At 42.4% G+C, this 15,849-nt stretch carries 17 protein-coding genes; 12 read left to right on the forward strand and 5 right to left on the reverse strand.

The genetic code is table 11. The features are described 5' to 3' along the window. Nucleotides 1-17: 17 nt before the first annotated feature. The 3 genes from CEQ75_RS07345 to CEQ75_RS07355 all read right to left on the reverse strand — a co-directional run bounded on the left by CEQ75_RS07345 (nt 18) and on the right by CEQ75_RS07355 (nt 1,989). Nucleotides 18-617: a hypothetical protein gene (locus CEQ75_RS07345; protein ID WP_089609753.1), complete on the reverse strand. Its 600-nt coding sequence runs from the start codon at nt 615-617 to the stop codon at nt 18-20. Next, on the reverse strand, nt 614-1,591 hold the full coding sequence (locus tag CEQ75_RS07350) for a hypothetical protein (protein ID WP_089609754.1): 978 nt from the start codon (nt 1,589-1,591) through the stop codon (nt 614-616). The genes CEQ75_RS07345 and CEQ75_RS07350 overlap by 4 nt, the downstream gene beginning before the upstream one ends. A gap of 137 nt (nt 1,592-1,728) precedes the next feature. Beyond that, nucleotides 1,729-1,989, reverse strand: coding sequence for a Smr/MutS family protein (locus CEQ75_RS07355; protein ID WP_089609755.1), 261 nt, complete (start codon nt 1,987-1,989; stop codon nt 1,729-1,731). Nucleotides 1,990-2,144: 155 nt separating this feature from the next. On the opposite strand from CEQ75_RS07355, the gene CEQ75_RS07360 reads away from it, so the two are divergent. The 9 genes from CEQ75_RS07360 (at nt 2,145) to CEQ75_RS07400 (ending at nt 10,952) form a co-directional block, all read left to right on the forward strand. After that, a complete protein-coding gene (locus CEQ75_RS07360; protein ID WP_089609756.1) occupies nt 2,145-3,239 on the forward strand; it encodes a LysM peptidoglycan-binding domain-containing protein in 1,095 nt (364 codons plus the stop codon). 70 nt (nt 3,240-3,309) lie between these two features. Then, nucleotides 3,310-4,095 (forward strand): phosphonoacetaldehyde hydrolase, encoded by a 786-nt coding sequence (gene phnX / locus CEQ75_RS07365; RefSeq protein WP_089609757.1) that lies wholly within the window; start codon nt 3,310-3,312, stop codon nt 4,093-4,095. A gap of 300 nt (nt 4,096-4,395) precedes the next feature. Further along, the gene (locus CEQ75_RS07370) at nt 4,396-4,893 is read left to right on the forward strand and encodes a prolyl-tRNA synthetase associated domain-containing protein (protein WP_089609758.1); all 498 of its coding nucleotides are present in this window, start codon (nt 4,396-4,398) and stop codon (nt 4,891-4,893) included. Nucleotides 4,894-5,162: 269 nt separating this feature from the next. Then, complete coding sequence (locus CEQ75_RS07375; protein WP_089609759.1) at nt 5,163-5,609, forward strand: MarR family winged helix-turn-helix transcriptional regulator; 447 nt, start codon at nt 5,163-5,165, stop codon at nt 5,607-5,609. Between the two features lie 25 nt (nt 5,610-5,634). After that, nucleotides 5,635-7,503, forward strand: a complete 1,869-nt coding sequence (gene ftsH, locus CEQ75_RS07380) for an ATP-dependent zinc metalloprotease FtsH (RefSeq protein ID WP_089609760.1) — start codon at nt 5,635-5,637, stop codon at nt 7,501-7,503. Between the two features lie 13 nt (nt 7,504-7,516). Beyond that, nucleotides 7,517-8,335 (forward strand): glycosyltransferase family 8 protein, encoded by an 819-nt coding sequence (locus tag CEQ75_RS07385; protein WP_089609761.1) that lies wholly within the window; start codon nt 7,517-7,519, stop codon nt 8,333-8,335. A 28-nt stretch (nt 8,336-8,363) separates the two neighbouring features. Then, nucleotides 8,364-9,032: a deoxyribose-phosphate aldolase gene (deoC, locus tag CEQ75_RS07390; protein ID WP_089609762.1), complete on the forward strand. Its 669-nt coding sequence runs from the start codon at nt 8,364-8,366 to the stop codon at nt 9,030-9,032. A gap of 138 nt (nt 9,033-9,170) precedes the next feature. Next, a complete protein-coding gene (locus CEQ75_RS07395) occupies nt 9,171-10,478 on the forward strand; it encodes a hexokinase family protein (RefSeq protein WP_198306656.1) in 1,308 nt (435 codons plus the stop codon). Between the two features lie 33 nt (nt 10,479-10,511). Continuing rightward, nucleotides 10,512-10,952, forward strand: a complete 441-nt coding sequence (locus CEQ75_RS07400) for a GNAT family N-acetyltransferase (RefSeq protein WP_089609764.1) — start codon at nt 10,512-10,514, stop codon at nt 10,950-10,952. A gap of 114 nt (nt 10,953-11,066) precedes the next feature. Here CEQ75_RS07400 and CEQ75_RS07405 read toward each other — a convergent pair whose 3' ends face one another. Then, entirely contained in the window at nt 11,067-11,831 is a 765-nt protein-coding gene (locus CEQ75_RS07405; protein WP_089609765.1) for an ATP-binding protein, read from the reverse strand. Nucleotides 11,832-12,045: 214 nt separating this feature from the next. Then, on the reverse strand, nt 12,046-12,276 hold the full coding sequence (gene tlp, locus CEQ75_RS07410) for a small acid-soluble spore protein Tlp (RefSeq protein WP_089609766.1): 231 nt from the start codon (nt 12,274-12,276) through the stop codon (nt 12,046-12,048). 209 nt (nt 12,277-12,485) lie between these two features. Between tlp and zupT the strand changes: the two genes are divergently transcribed. The 3 genes from zupT to CEQ75_RS07425 all read left to right on the forward strand — a co-directional run bounded on the left by zupT (nt 12,486) and on the right by CEQ75_RS07425 (nt 15,849). Then, complete coding sequence (gene zupT, locus CEQ75_RS07415; protein ID WP_242965399.1) at nt 12,486-13,298, forward strand: zinc transporter ZupT; 813 nt, start codon at nt 12,486-12,488, stop codon at nt 13,296-13,298. Between the two features lie 92 nt (nt 13,299-13,390). Further along, nucleotides 13,391-15,289 (forward strand): anaerobic carbon-monoxide dehydrogenase catalytic subunit, encoded by a 1,899-nt coding sequence (gene cooS / locus CEQ75_RS07420; RefSeq protein WP_420828396.1) that lies wholly within the window; start codon nt 13,391-13,393, stop codon nt 15,287-15,289. Nucleotides 15,290-15,462: 173 nt separating this feature from the next. After that, complete coding sequence (locus CEQ75_RS07425; protein WP_276327720.1) at nt 15,463-15,849, forward strand: ArsR/SmtB family transcription factor; 387 nt, start codon at nt 15,463-15,465, stop codon at nt 15,847-15,849.

Genomic DNA, 15,849 nt, shown 5'->3' on the forward strand with positions numbered 1-15,849 from the left:
CAGGTTTTTGTCAATTTTCAGATCTGAAGCTGAGCTCTGAGGGGCGGGTTATCACTTTCGTAAATGACCCACCAAGGATGGTCTTTGTCATACCAGATCTGGATCCCTTTATCTTCAGACAATTCAATTTTTACTTTTTCGTTGACTAGTAAGAACAAGTTCAGATATCTTTTCCTTTGCGGGGAGAAAAATTCCGATCCATACAAAGAGAGATAAAAAAACTCATCAATACCCATGACTTTTTCATTGCGTTCATTCAAGCAAAACCCATCAACAACTTTTAAATCGTCAGAGTAATAAATTAATAGTTGTGTTACTCCGGGGAGTAACTGATCACCCTTGATGTCCCTGACTTGAAGACACCAGAGAGAGGGGTCAGATGACTGAGGGGATTCCTGTCTGGTCAGCTTCATGTTCAATTCATTGATCATGATCCAGGGTGGATCGGCGTCCATCATCTGGTTCGCCTTCTGGTAGACATTTACCTGCCATTCCCCGCCTTTTTCCCACTTAAAGCCGGGCTGATTCAATATGAAAAAGGACAAAAGAAAAGTACAGATTATACATACGAAAATCATCAATGCTTTAATGGACATGATATTTTTTATCATTTTCATCGGTTTTCACCTTGCCCTACAATTTCGAGATATTGGGAGTGCCCTAGAATCGGGTGACTCTTGGCGACCGCTGGATACCATATAAAGTCAGGATGCTTTTTCCTGCTGTCACCGCTTGACCCCCAACCTCCTTCTTTGGCAGTCTCCCAAGCTCCAGAAGTGGGATTACCTTTCTCACCTTCAATCCAGTAAAAATAATCTTCAGTAAATGTTTTCAATTCCAACGCGCTGGGACGGGTTGTATCCGTGAACCACAGCCGGCAATGAACATGGGTTTTTTCCTTGTTGTCTTTATCCGGACGATAGGATAACTTGTATTGAAAGGCCGGGAAGTTCCACACCTGAGGATTTGACCTTTCTGAGGTGCCTCCGCTGATATCCATAATGATGGGCAGACCTTGCTTACCAATGTAGCTGATGATCATACGATGAAATTCATGGGGGAAAATGTCATCAGCGTTATCATTTTCGTCGTAGTAGCGCGTACCATAAAAGGCGACGGCGGAGTCAAACCAATGCCATTCGGATAATAAGCCCATGATGTCATTTACTTCAAAATGAACCTCTGTTACATCCTTGGGATTTTGGGGTTCAACTTCGAGGACGGCAGCGGCAGCCCAGCCATTACAATGGCCAAACCAACCTTCACTTTTTTTGTCGGTATAATGATGCTCTTTTTCCCAGGACATAGCCCCTGGATTGGGCTGACCACGGTTAATGCTCACCTGGTCATATTTATCCATCGGCCCATCAGGATTGTATAGATTGGGGGGCGCTTTTTCATAAAAAGGCCACCACCAGCCGGACCAGGGTGTGTTCTTGGATTTCCCTTCATTGAGGAGAGGATCGTCCGGATCATGTAATGCCGGAAAGGTGGGGATCACCTCTTGGGAAATGGTTGACTGATAATCAAAACCGGCTAAAACAGTAAGCAGGATCAGACAAAGGCAGAAAATGAACTTCAGAATCTTCATATGTTATTTTCACCGACCTATACCAGATGCCTGCTTCATTCTATGCACCTAATTATACTTTCATCCCTAAAATAAAACGAATCAGAATAATCAAGAATCAAACTCGGGGAATTGGGAATATTTTCTTGGCAGGATTTCTAAAACAGCTCTCGCAGAATTAGCTCAGTCACTCCAGGATTCATACCGTATTGGATTCTCTTAACCTTGGGGTTGCCTTTATATTCTTTACGCACCATATCCCGCAGCTCTGTTCCACTATGATAACCATGGACGACACGAATGATATAGATATCTGCCGCGGCACTCTTTAGACGGTTATCAATTAATATCTTGGCCTGGTATTTGTTCATGCCATGAATGTCCAGATCAACGATGCCCTGTGGTTGATTCGTATTCATGATTGGTCTCACCTCATTTTCCTATTAATGTAAGCCCTAAATTATTCCGTAAAAAATCAGACAACTAGTTATTTAAATAAGGGATGCAACATAAATATAATAATAAATATCGCGGTGAATATCCAGCATAATAGGAAAAACAGGAGGTGAAAAAAATGCCTGCGGTTTTATATACGGTACAGCTGGGAGATACCTTGTATGGCATTGCCCGCCAGTACGGAACTACTGCACAGGCAATTGCTTCTGCCAATAATATTCCTGACCCGAACTTAATCATGCCCGGCACTCAACTGATTATACCAACTCAGGTCATGGAACCGCCCGGGGGTCCGCCTCCCGGAGGTATCATTTATACGGTGCAATCAGGGGATTCCCTCAATCGCATTGCACAAAGATATGGGATCACGGTGCCAAGTATACTAAACTTGAATAATATTTCCAATCCGGATGTCATTTTTCCCGGAACAAAACTGCTGCTCCCGGAAAATACACGGGAACCCGGTATGATTACCTATGTAGTAATGCCTGGTGATACTTTATATCATATTGCACTAAGATTCAGAACCACAGTGCCCGATTTGATCCGCATAAACAGCATTCAAAATCCGGATATGCTGCAAGTGGGGCAAATTCTAAGTATACCTACACCGGGAATCGGTCATGCAATTTACCAGGGCAACCCCAATAAAAGGATGGCTGCACTTACTTTTGATGCTACTTATGGTGACAATCAAACCACAACGCTGCTCAATATTCTGGCCCAAAACAATATTAAAGCTACTTTTTTCTTATCCGGAATTTGGCTGGAGAACTTTCCCCAATTAGCCAGGGACATTGCCGCTGCCGGACATGAAATCGGCAATCACAGTTACACACACCCTCATTTGCCTCAATTAACTGTCAACGAAGTAACAGATCAGATTTTGCGCACCGGAACCGTCATCAGAACTATAACAGGAAGAATATCTTATTTGTTCAGGCCTCCTTTCGGTGAATATACGCCGACAATTTTAAATGTCATTGCCAGCTTAGGTTATTTGACCATCATGTGGACTGTGGATTCATTGGATTGGCAAAACCCGGGGGTGGAACCGATTGTGAACCGGGTTGTCAATAATATTAAACCGGGTGCCATTGTCCTGATGCATCAATCAGCTGTCCAAACACCCCAAGCACTGCCTGCCATTATTGAAGGACTGAGGGCACTGGGGTATTCCTTTGGGACTGTGACAGAGGTGTTGGATCCGTAAAACATAGACGATTTTCTCGATCGATGATATTATAAAGAAAAATGATCTTGAGAAAGCAAGGGGATTGCACATGAGTAAAAAAATTGAAGCAGTTATTTTTGACTGGGCAGGTACAACAGTAGATTTTGGTTCTTTTGCCCCTGTACAAGCACTTATTGAAGCTTTTAAGCAGTTTGGCGTAACTCCCACTGTTGAAGAAGTTCGTGAGCCCATGGGAATGCCTAAATGGAATCACATTGAAACGATGATGAAGATGACAAGAATTTCTGAAGAATGGGAAAAGATTCACGGAAAGGCTTCTACAAAAGAGGATGTAGATACTGTCTATGCAGCAAGCGAAACCTCAATTATGGGTATTTTGAAAGATTTTGCAGAGCCTAAGCCCTTTGTTTTGCAAGCTATCAAGGATCTTCGCGGAAGAAATATTAAAGTCGGTTCGACCACAGGCTATACAGATGAAATGATGAGTATAGTTGTGCCAAAGGCTGAAGAAAAAGGTTATAAGCCTGATTTTTGGTGTACCCCAAACGCAGTCAACAATGTGGGCAGGCCTTATCCCTATATGATTTTCAAAAACTTTGAAGCCCTTGGTTTAGCAGATGTTTCTTCCGTAATCAAGGTTGGTGATACGGTTGCAGACATCAAAGAGGGCAGAAATGCAGGACTTATCTCTGTTGGTATAATTGAGGGCAGCTCAATTATGGCTCTTTCGGAAAGTGAGTTCAATGCTCTTTCTCAGGAAGATAAAAACAGAGAATATGAGCGTGTGGAGTCTGTATATAAATCCTGTGGTGCTGATTATATCATTAAAAATATGAGTGAGCTTCTTCCACTTATTGATAGTCTTGAGAAATAAACCAAAACGTTTGAGTTAATATGCTTCATGGTTTTAAGTAGATATCATGGAAGTACAAAATTGTCAGAATGTGAAAGTTCAAAGGATAAGTCAGATAAGGATTAAATAAAATAGTGAAAAGTATGGCCTTTTGTGGTATTGTTTATTCGAAAAAATTAAACAATCCAGAAAGGACATACTTTTATTAATTATTACTGAATCATTCATAGGAATAAATTTTAAACCCATGCATTAAAAACATGGGATAAGTTGGTACGTGACATAAAATTTTACAAAAGTGTTACCGAGAGGAGTAAGATCATGCTGGGAAAATCAGAAATCTATGATCTTTTAAACAGGAGAGAAATAGAGTACACTGCTTTTGAACACATTCCTGTGTATACCATTGGGGAAATGATGGCACTTGATCTGCCTGCGCCGGAAAAAGTAGTCAAGAACTTGTTCTTGCGTGATGATAAAGGACGCAATCACTATCTGGTGGTTTTAGCCGGTCACAAATCTGTAAATTTAAAGGATCTGGCTGCGAAAATTTCCAGCCGCAGCTTAAGCTTCGCCAGTGAATCACGGCTGAAAAAACATTTGGGCCTTGAGCCGGGAGGGGTGACACCCCTGGGTATTTTAAACAACGCAGCTCATGATGTCACCGTAGTATTTGACCATGAATTGAAAGATCAGGATTTAATCGGTGTGCATCCCATGGAGAATACGGCAACCATTTTCATGAAGTTTGAAGATCTTCTCAAATTGGTGCAGGAACAAGGAAATCCGATCGTATTTTGTGAAATTTTAGCTGATTAACTTGGCGTAAGTCATGTATTTGCAGTTCACTTTTTAATTATGACGGATCCTGATTAAAGATGATAGTAAGAATTATATTAAGATTTAGGGTGTATCTGGTAAAGATGCTTCTAAGTCTTAATTTTTATATTGCAACGGAAAAATGCAGGTAATCATTGACTATAATCAAGATAAAGTATATTATATATATAACATAGATAATTTAAAACATAGAAATCATGATATTAGAGCGCAAGAATCAAAATTGAATCAAATTCAGGAGGGAGAGCATGGATCATGCCAATTTCAAAAACCTTATTTTGGAATATACCAGAAAAATCAACGAGAATACTAATAAGACCTTGAGTCCGGCTTGTGAGCAATACGGACTAACCATTTCTCAGGCCAGAATCCTCTTGATGCTGTATCAACAAGGAATCCATACCATCGGCAGTTTAGGCAATGACCTGTGTGTAGCGGGAGCTAATATCTCTGCCATGTGTAAAAAGCTTGAAACCAGGGGATTGGTGCATCGTACCCGGGATCAGGATGATGAAAGAGTTGTTGTGGTTAGCCTGACAGCAGAAGGAAATCAAATTATGCAGGAAGTGGACGAAGCGCTGAATCGAAAGCTTATGCAGCATCTGGAAGAGCGAACGGGCGAAAATTTTGAAGAAATGATTGAGGTATTAAAAAAACTCAATGAGCTGATGGAAAAGATTAATTCTGAAAAATGATTTTGTAATGAAAGGGGTGTTCTTTATGAAAGAAGACCAAAACCCGAAGAGACCGCTAATTTATTATTACCTATTAGTATTGGGCGCCATTTTAATCTTAAACACTTTTGTTGTCCCCCTGTTTTTGCAGGGACAAATTACTCAAGTTGATTACGGAACTTTTTTAAATCAAATTGAGTCGGGGCAGATCAAAAGCGTAGAAATTCAAGCTAATCAAATCGGTTTTACCACCAAGGATAGCGAGGCAAGTGGAAACTTATTTATTACCGGTCGGGTGGACGATCCGGATTTGGTGAACCGACTTTATAACGCCGGGGTGGAATTCAGCCAGGTGATACCCAGGGAAAATTCTCCTTTAGCCAGTTTCTTATTAACCTGGATTCTTCCTATGATTATCTTTATCATTATTGGCCAGATGCTGATGCGCAGATTCCAGGGCAAAATGGGCGGCATGGGCAATGCCATGAGCTTTGGCAAAAGCAATGCCAAAATATATGTGGAAGCTGAAACCGGGAAATCCTTTGCCGATGTAGCCGGTCAGGATGAAGCAAAAGAAGCCTTGATGGAAATCGTGGATTTTCTTCATAACCCCAAGCGCTACAAGGAGGTAGGAGCCAAAATTCCAAAAGGGGCATTGTTGGTTGGGCCTCCGGGTACAGGGAAAACCCTTCTCGCCAAAGCGGTAGCAGGTGAATCGAAAGTTCCTTTCTTCTCCATATCAGGATCAGAATTTGTGGAGATGTTTGTGGGTATGGGGGCAGCCCGGGTTCGGGATTTATTTAAACAAGCTCAGGAAAAGGCGCCCTGCATTGTCTTTATCGACGAAATTGATACCATCGGTAAAAGCCGTAATGCCGGTGCCATGGGGGGAAATGATGAAAGAGAGCAGACCTTAAATCAGCTCCTCACAGAAATGGATGGTTTTAGCCCTGACACCGGAGTGGTGATTCTGGCGGCCACCAACAGACCGGAAACATTAGACAAAGCCCTTTTACGACCGGGTAGATTTGATCGGCGTATCCCTGTGGAATTACCAGATTTGAACGGCAGGGTAGCAATTCTAAAAGTCCATGCCAAAAACGTGAAGATGGCTTCGGATATCGATTTCAATGCCATTGGTCGGGCGACTGCCGGAGCATCCGGTGCAGACCTGGCGAATATCATCAATGAAGGTGCCCTGCGGGCTGTAAAAATGGGACGGAGAGAAATTATTCAAAGCGATCTGGAAGAATCCGTGGAAGTGGTCATTGCCGGATATCAAAGAAAGAATGCTGTTATTCCCATGAAAGACAAATTAACCATTGCTTATCATGAGATTGGACATGCCTTGGTGGCCGCGAAGCAAAGCCATTCCGCTCCGGTGCATAAAATCACCATCATTCCTAGAACATCAGGGGCTTTAGGTTACACCATGCAATTGGATGAAACGGAGCAGGTACTGATGAGTAAGGATCAGGCTTTAGACAAGATTGCTACCTTTATGGGCGGGCGCGGGGCTGAACAAGTGGTCTTTAATACCATGACCACAGGAGCGTCCAACGATATTGAACAAGCCACGAAGATCGCCCGGGCCATGGTAACCAGATATGGTATGAGTGACCATTTCGGCATGATGGCCTTGGAAACCCAGAACAATCCCTATTTGGGAGGAGATACATCCCTTTTGGTTTGCGGGGATACCGCTTCTAAGATTGATGAGGAAGTGCATAGCATCCTTCAATCCTGTTATCAGCGTGCCGTTCAGATCCTGGAGGAAAATAAGGATAAAATGCACGAATTGGCCAAATATCTTCTGGAAAAAGAAACTATTACGGGAGAGGAATTTATGGCCATCCTGACAAAAAAGGCGGAGACATCCATGCCTGAAGACCAGGCATCAGCATCAAAAGAATAGGAGAGGAACCAAAATGAATGTGCTGGTCACGCTGAATTCCAAATATCTGAAACCTTTGAAGGTGATGTTAAAATCTCTTTTTTTGAACAACCTTCAGGAGACTTTTACCATTTATCTCATGCACTCCAGCATTAAAAAGCAAGAGCTGGAAGATTTGGATCAATATGTCCAGCATCATGGCAGCACATTGAAGGTAATTCTGATGGAGGATCGTTTTTTTCAGAATGCACCGATCCTCCTTCATTATACCAAGGAAATGTACTATCGCCTGCTGGCCTTCAAATTCTTGCCTCAGGATTTGGAACGTATTTTGTATTTAGACCCTGATCTGTTAGTGATTAACCCGGTGCGCGGTCTTTATGAAACAGATTTGGGAGACAATTTATATGCTGCCGCTTACCATGATATTGGGGCTATCAGTGAAATTAATAAAATTAGATTTTATCCTTACGGAATTGAAGCGTATCATAATTCCGGAGTGCTTTTGATGAATCTGAATCAGCAAAGAAAGTCCATTGATGAAAAGGAAATCTTTGAATTTGTGGAAAAACATCGATCTACATTAATCATGCCCGATCAGGATATTATGAATGCTCTTTATGCTAAGGAAATTTTAAGCCTGGATGAAAAGATATATAATTATGATGCCAGGTATTTTCAGTACTATAAGTTGAAGACCAACGGCGCTTGGGATATGGATTATTTGATTTATCACACCGTGATTATTCACTTTTGCGGCAAAAAGAAACCATGGCATAAGAGCTACAACGGTAAATTTCATTCTCTCTACAAACATTATGAAAAACTTGCCCTGCAAATAAATGCATTATAAAAACAGTTGCACAAGGGGGAAGGTATAGATGGTTACCTATCAGGAAGTCGCTGCCATGATTGATCATGCAGTATTAAAGGCTAATCTCACGGATGAAGAAATCAAAGCAGGCTGTCATTTGGCTGATACATACGGTGTTGCTGCAGTTTGCGTACGTCCTGCCGATGTGAAAATGGCAGTTCAAGTACTTCAGGATAGCATTACAGCGGTAGCTGCGGTGATTGGCTTTCCCCACGGTAGCACCACTCCCTTAACCAAGCTGGCTGAAAGCAGAGAAGCCTTAGAGAACGGCGCCCGGGAACTGGATGTGGTCTTAAACATTGGCAAGCTAAAATCCGGAGCTTACGATTATGTCCGGGAGGAATTGAAGGAGATCGTTGATTTGGCCCATCAGGAAAAGGCTTTGGTGAAAATCATCTTTGAAAATTGTTATTTGAGCGATCAAGAAAAAATTACGGCCTGCCGAATCGTAAATGAAATCGGAGCCGACTTTGCCAAGACCTCCACCGGATTTGGTTCCGGCGGCGCTGTGGAAAATGATGTGATGCTAATGAGAGCCCACTGTCAACCGGAGGTGGGGATTAAAGCCTCCGGAGGAATCAAAACCTTGGCAGATGCCATTCGTTACAAGGAATTGGGCTGCAGCCGTCTGGGATGCTCACAAACGGCGGAGATTCTGAATGCGTTAAAAAAATAGTTTTACAATTATGAGGGAAACATATGGATGTTTCCTTCTTCTGTTTCTGTGAAAAATTATTTTTAAGACAAGGAATCGATGGGATGGGAAGAGAAGATAGGATTAAATAGAGGATAAATGATAAAGGAAAGATTTGAAATGAAAGAAAGAGATCAGGTTCAAGCATTTTTGCACAAATATCACATGGATGGAAGTGAGACTCCTTTTCAGGAACAGTGTGCGCTTTTTCGCCGAGAAATGAAACAGGGGCTGGCAGGGAAGGAAAGTTCCCTGTCCATGCTCCCTGCCTACATTCAGCCGAAAGATCAAATCCCTGCTGATGAGAGGGTTATCGCTTTGGATGCCGGAGGGACCAATCTTCGGATTGCTTCCTTGTATTTTACCCCCACGGGCCGGCCGGTGATTGAAAACTTTCAAATACACCCCATGCCGGGAAGCAAAGGGGAAATTTCCAAGGATGAATTCTTTCGGACGCTGGCTAGTTTTGTGAAACCCCTGCTCAATTATTCCCAGCGCATCGGTTTTTGTTTTTCCTATCCCATGGAAATGAGATCTGACGGAGATGGCCGTTTAATACGTTTTACCAAGGAAATCTTGGCCCCTGAGGTGGAAGGAGCAGCTATCGGGAAAAACCTGATGGAGGCGATCCGGGAGCAAGGCACGGGAGATGAGAAAAAAATTGTCCTTCTCAATGACACAGTAGCTACCTTGTTAGCGGGGCAAGGTGCTACTGACGGGAGATCTTACGATGGTTTTATCGGCTTTATTTTAGGGACAGGGACCAATGCTGCTTATCTTGAACAAAATAAAAATATTCAAAAAGTTTCGGACTTAGATCCTGAAAAAAGCATGATTATCAATATGGAATGGGGCAATTACAGCAAAGCACCCCAGGGTCTTATTGACCAGTCTTTGGATCAGACCTTTTCCGACCCGGGAGCATATCTTTTTGAAAAAATGGTAGCCGGTGCTTACTTAGGTAAACTCACCCTGGCAGTGCTGAAAAAAGCCGGGGCGGATGGACTGTTTTCTCCGGATTTTACGGAATCCCTGACTAAGGTGTCTGATTTGGAAACAAAGGATCTGGATGATTTTCTGGCTTTTCCCCCGGGAGAAAAGAATCCTTTGACGTCCTGCATCCAGGCGGGCCGGGAAAAGGATCGTATCTTGGTTTATTGGCTGATAGATGGGCTCCTGGAAAGAGTGGCTCTTTTTACAGCCGTCAACTTAACCGGGCTGATTTGCCATCTGGGAAAAGGTAAGAATCCCTGTGCGCCCATTGGCATTATGACCGAAGGCACCACATTTTTTGCCTTAAAAGGCTTGCGTGGCAAGATAGAATATTATTTAAAAAAATGTCTGGCAGATTACTCCGGGGTCAGCTATGAATTCCTCAGTCTGGAACATGCCTCCTTGATTGGCGCTGCCATTGCCGGACTAAATTAGGGTAAATTAGGGTACGGAAAGGAATATGACTCAATGATTGTTAAAATAATCACTGAAGATGATGAACTGCAACAAGCGATGCAAATCAGAATAGAGGTCTTTGTCAAAGAACAGGGTGTTCCCTTGGAAGCTGAAATTGATGAATTTGATACAATAAATGGGAGGGTTGCCCATGTTCTCGTTTACCATCATGACCAGACGGTGGGTACCGGACGAATTCTTTTTATGGACGGGTATGGAAAATTAGGCCGGATCTGCATCTTACCCACATTCAGAAAATTAAGCCTGGGCAAAGAAATTATCAAAGCATTGGAAGAAATAGCTTTGGATCATGGGCTGGATCAGGTGCGCTTGCATGGTCAAACCCATGCGGAAGGATTCTACCACAAGCTTGGTTATCAAACGGCTTCTGATGTCTTTATGGAAGAGGGCATTCCCCATGTTTTAATGGTAAAGAAGTTAATTTTACAATAATCCTATTGTAATCCATTTGATGCTTAAATTGATGATATTGCCTCACCAATAAGACAGAAAAAGAAGTCTGTGGTCACTTTCAATCACGGACTTCTTTTTGTTTCAAACCTTGTTCTACAAATCTTTAAGGATATTGGCTTGCTGCAGTATTTTATCCACTGCCTTCAGTGAGATCGCCTCATCAGGCAAATCAAAGAGGGGTTTACCCATAATATCATATTGGGATATTAATTTATCTCGTGGAATATCTCCAATTAACTGTAACCCAGTTTGAGCAATTTCATCAGCTAGAGATGTCAAACTGTTTTCAATCGTATGAGTAACTACTAAATAAACTTCACCAATATCAGCATGTAATTCCCGGATCAGGTCATGAATTCGTCTGGCTGTACGAATTCCCCGCGCTGAGGAATCACTGACTACAAACATTATATCAATGCGGGGAATTGTCAGTCGGCTAATATGTTCCATTCCAGCTTCAGAATCAACCAATACAAAATCATAATTATTACCAAGGGCCTCCATAAACATTCGCAAAATGTTATTAGGATAACAATAACATCCGGGACCTTGGGGATCTCCCATAGCAAAAAAATCAAAGTCAGGAGTTTTAATAACGCATTGCTCCAGTTCAGTCAAAAAAGGGGCTTTGAGTGTTTTATCCTCAAGTGTCTTGATATTCTTGTTATCCTCAATAAGTCCGGAAATAGTAAAAGTGACTGTTATTCCTAAGGCCTCATTTAAATTTGCATTAGGATCGGCGTCGACAGCCAAAATAGAAGCTTTCCTTTTTTCACGTATCATTTGCCTTAACATCAGAGTTATAAAGGTTGTTTTTCCCACGCCGCCCTTTCCAGCTACAGCAATATATTTTACCAATCTAACCCCTCCTTAATTTAATTATCTTTTAAAAATGCAATCTAACCTCCATTATTATACATTTAATTATCGCAAAAGTCTTTAGGAATAATACATATGACAAAATAACACGGGCACAAAATAAAAAGTATGCCCTTTTTGTGGTATTGTTCAATCGTCAAACAATACACCCCAGAGAGGACATACTTTTCTTTTGTGACTATAACATTAATTGTTAATCCTGATATCCTTGTTTTTTGTCCCAGGCTTCATCCTTAATTTCTTCTTTCATACCGTTTAAGGCATCCATGCGCCGGCTGTTTTTCTCTTTCAGATCTTTCCGTATCTTAGGATCATCGGTTTCCTGGATCAGTTCTTCCGCTGCTTCGATGTTCCCGATGGTATGATTGATGTTTTTTTGTATTCTATCCACATTATCCCTGCGATCATCTCGATTACGTTTCATGATGAATATCCTCCTTTGTAAGTTGACTGTCTAAGACTATCTGGTCAGGTTTATTATTTGATGAATTCATGGGGATTATACCAAAAAAACGGTTTCCTAAAGAAGGGGTTCTTCAATTCCTATCGAAATCAAAGAGAGACGAAAAAATTTCCCCAAAATCCCATGGCTTTAGCCATTAAAGTGTCAACAAAAGGAGTTAAAGAATTTACATGGATATCAGTCTGAACATTTTTTTATTTGCTTTTGGTCTTACTCTTTTTGCCGGATTATCCACCGGAATCGGCAGCATTTTGGCTTTCTACACAAAACAAACCAATAAAAAATTCTTAACTGTCGCTTTGGGGTTTTCAGCCGGGGTGATGCTCTATGTTTCCATGCTGGAGATCTTTCCTGAGGCCAGGGCCTCTCTGGAAGGGATTTATGGTGCATCCCTTGGTTATCTGATTACGACCATTGCCTTTTTTGCCGGAATTGGACTGATTGCCCTTATTGATAAGTTTGTTCCCTCCGAAGAAAATCCCCATGAAATGCACGATATTAACGATATGGAAAAACATCAGGAGAATGACCCTGCCTTATTACGCATGGGTTTATTTTCCGCTCTGGCCATTGCCATCCATAATTTCCCTGAAGGATTGGCCACCTTTATTTCTGCTATTGAAGACCCTGCTTTAGGGGTGAGTATTGCTATTGCTATCGCCATACATAATATCCCGGAAGGCATTGCCGTATCGGTGCCGGTCTTTTTTGCCACAGGCAGCAGAAAAAAAGCATTTAAGTATTCCTTTTTGTCCGGATTATCTGAGCCATTAGGTGCCATTGTGGGATATTTGCTCTTACAGATCTTTTTCCATGAAGCCATGTTTGGCTTAACCTTTGCCGGGGTAGCGGGCATTATGGTCTATATTTCTTTAGATGAATTGCTGCCCACGGCAGAAAAATACGGTGAGCATCATCTGGCTATTTATGGTCTCGTTGCCGGGATGGCCGTGATGGCCGTTAGTTTAATTCTTATGGCATAACCATAATCTTTTTTGCATAAATCACCTCAGACTTTGGAAAACTTCATTAAGAATGATCTTTTTTAGGAGGGATTTTTTTGGATGGGACGATTATGGAAAAGAGCCAGGGGCGCGTTAGTTATCATGATTCTGTTGAGGAGATGGTTAAAAGGATCCGGGAAGATGGGTTAAGTAACGTTTTTGATCGTTATGCGGCTCAGGAAAAGATTCGGTGTAAATTTTGCCTGCAAGGATTAAGCTGCAAGCTATGCTCCCAAGGACCTTGCCGGATCAGTGAAAAAGGCGGACAGGACAAGGGTGTTTGCGGGATCGGGCCTGATGCCATGGCTATTCGGGCTTTCTTGTTACAAAATATCATGGGTGCAGGCACATACAGTCATCATGCCTATGAAGCTTATCGCACATTACGGGCTACCGGTGAAGGGAAAACACCCTTTACCATTAAGGATCCAGATAAATTAAAATGGATGTGTGAAAAGTGCGGCCTTGAGACCGATCAAGATCAAAATATGATGGCTGTTGCTTTGGCTGATTTTCTGGAAAAAGAAATGGGGAAGGATAGCGAAGATCCCAGTGTAATGGTAGAAGCTTTTGCCCCGAAAAAAAGAAAAGCTGTTTGGAAGAAACTAGGAATTTATCCCTCAGGGGTTGTGCATGAAGAACAAAATTGTGTCGCCAGCTGCTTAACCAATGTGGATGGGGATTATGTTTCTTTGTCTCTCAAAGCACTGCGATTAGGTCTGGCTACAATTTATACGGCACAAATCGGTTTGGAGATGGTACAGGATATTTTATTTGGGACACCTGCACCTCATGAAGTAGACGTGGATCTGGGCATCATGGATCCGGATTTCGTCAATATTGTTTTTAACGGTCATCAACCCTGGGTAGGTGTTGCCACCTTGGAAAAAGCCCAGAGCCCGGAAGTACAGGAAAGGGCTAAAGCTGCCGGAGCCAAAGGTTTAAGGATTGTGGGCTCTATCGAAACGGGACAAGAGCTGTTGCAAAGATTCCCCATGGACGGCGTTTTTGTTGGTCTGATGGGCAACTGGCTGGCCATTGAGCCGTTGCTGGCTACCGGTACCGTGGATGTGATCGCCATGGAGGAAAACTGTTCCCCGCCGGCCATTGACCATTATGCGGAGAAATATCAAATTACCTTGGTTAGCGTCAGTAACATTATTGGTGTTCCCGGTTTGAAGGAAAAAATGGAATATCATCCGAGGGAAGTTTCCAATATGGCAGACCGTTTGATTGATCTGGCCATCGACAATTTCAAACAGCGCAAGGGGAAAATTGTACCAAAAGTGCCCAGGATGACCCAAAAGGCCATGGCCGGGTTTTCTACTGAAGCGGTGCTTCAAGCTTTGGGAAATAAACTGGATCCTTTGGTAGATGTGATTACGGCGGGCAAAATAAAGGGTGTGGTGGCCCTGGTCAACTGCTCCACCCTGCGTAACGGCCCCCAGGATTGGAACACCATTAATCTGGTGAAGGAATTAATCAAGAAAGATATTCTTGTGGTGAGTGCCGGCTGCGGCAATCATGGACTGGAGGTGGCCGGTTTATGTAATCTCCAGGCCATTGATCAGGCGGGACCCGGTTTGCAACAAGTGTGCAAATTATTAAAAATACCTCCGGTTTTAAGCTTTGGCACCTGCACCGATACAGGCCGTATCTCCATGCTGGTCACAGCACTGGCGGATCATCTCGATGTGGATGTTCCTGATCTGCCCATTGCCGTGACTGCACCGGAATGGATGGAGCAAAAAGCCACCATTGACGGCGTATTTGCTTTGGCCTTCGGCACATACACCCATCTATCCCCTACGCCCTTTGTGACTGGGGCACCAAAATTGGTACAGCTGCTTACCGCTGATGTGGAAGGTCTGACCGGGGGCAAAATTGCCCTGGGTGACGATCCGAAAGAAGTAGCAAATGGCATTGAGGCGCATATTAATAAGAAAAGACAAGGTTTGGGTTTAAAGTAAGTCATAGTTATTGGTAAAACAAAAGTAAGAACCTAAGTCAAAAACGGCATTTGGATATTCCTGATGCCGTTTTTCTCTTTCAGAAGAGAAAATTTTTTAGAAAAGGGATTGATTTTACCGGCGTTTATGTGTACAATATATCATATGAACACATATTCATATGATATATTGATTTGGGGGCGATTATAATTGTAAGAGAAAAGGTAAACAAAGTAGAAAGCTGTACATGTAACATCATTCATGAAGATGTGGTAGCTCAGGCGAAAGAGAATATGCCCCAGGAGGAAATTCTTATTGATTTAGCGGAGCTTTTTAAGATTTTTGGTGATAGTACCAGAATCAAGATTATCTGTGCCTTGTTTACCTCAGAAATGTGCGTATGTGACATTGCTGCTCTTTTGGAGATGAATCAATCCGCCATTTCCCATCAATTAAGAATCCTCAAGCAGGCACGATTAGTTAAATATCGTCGGGAAGGCAAGGTGGTATATTATTCCCTGGATGATGAACATGTGCAACGGATTTTTGATTGTGGTTTGGTCCATCTTAATCATCAATAA

The sequence above is a fragment of the Dehalobacterium formicoaceticum genome, assembly GCF_002224645.1.
In the GTDB taxonomy this organism is placed as follows: Bacteria; Bacillota; Dehalobacteriia; order Dehalobacteriales; family Dehalobacteriaceae; genus Dehalobacterium; species Dehalobacterium formicoaceticum.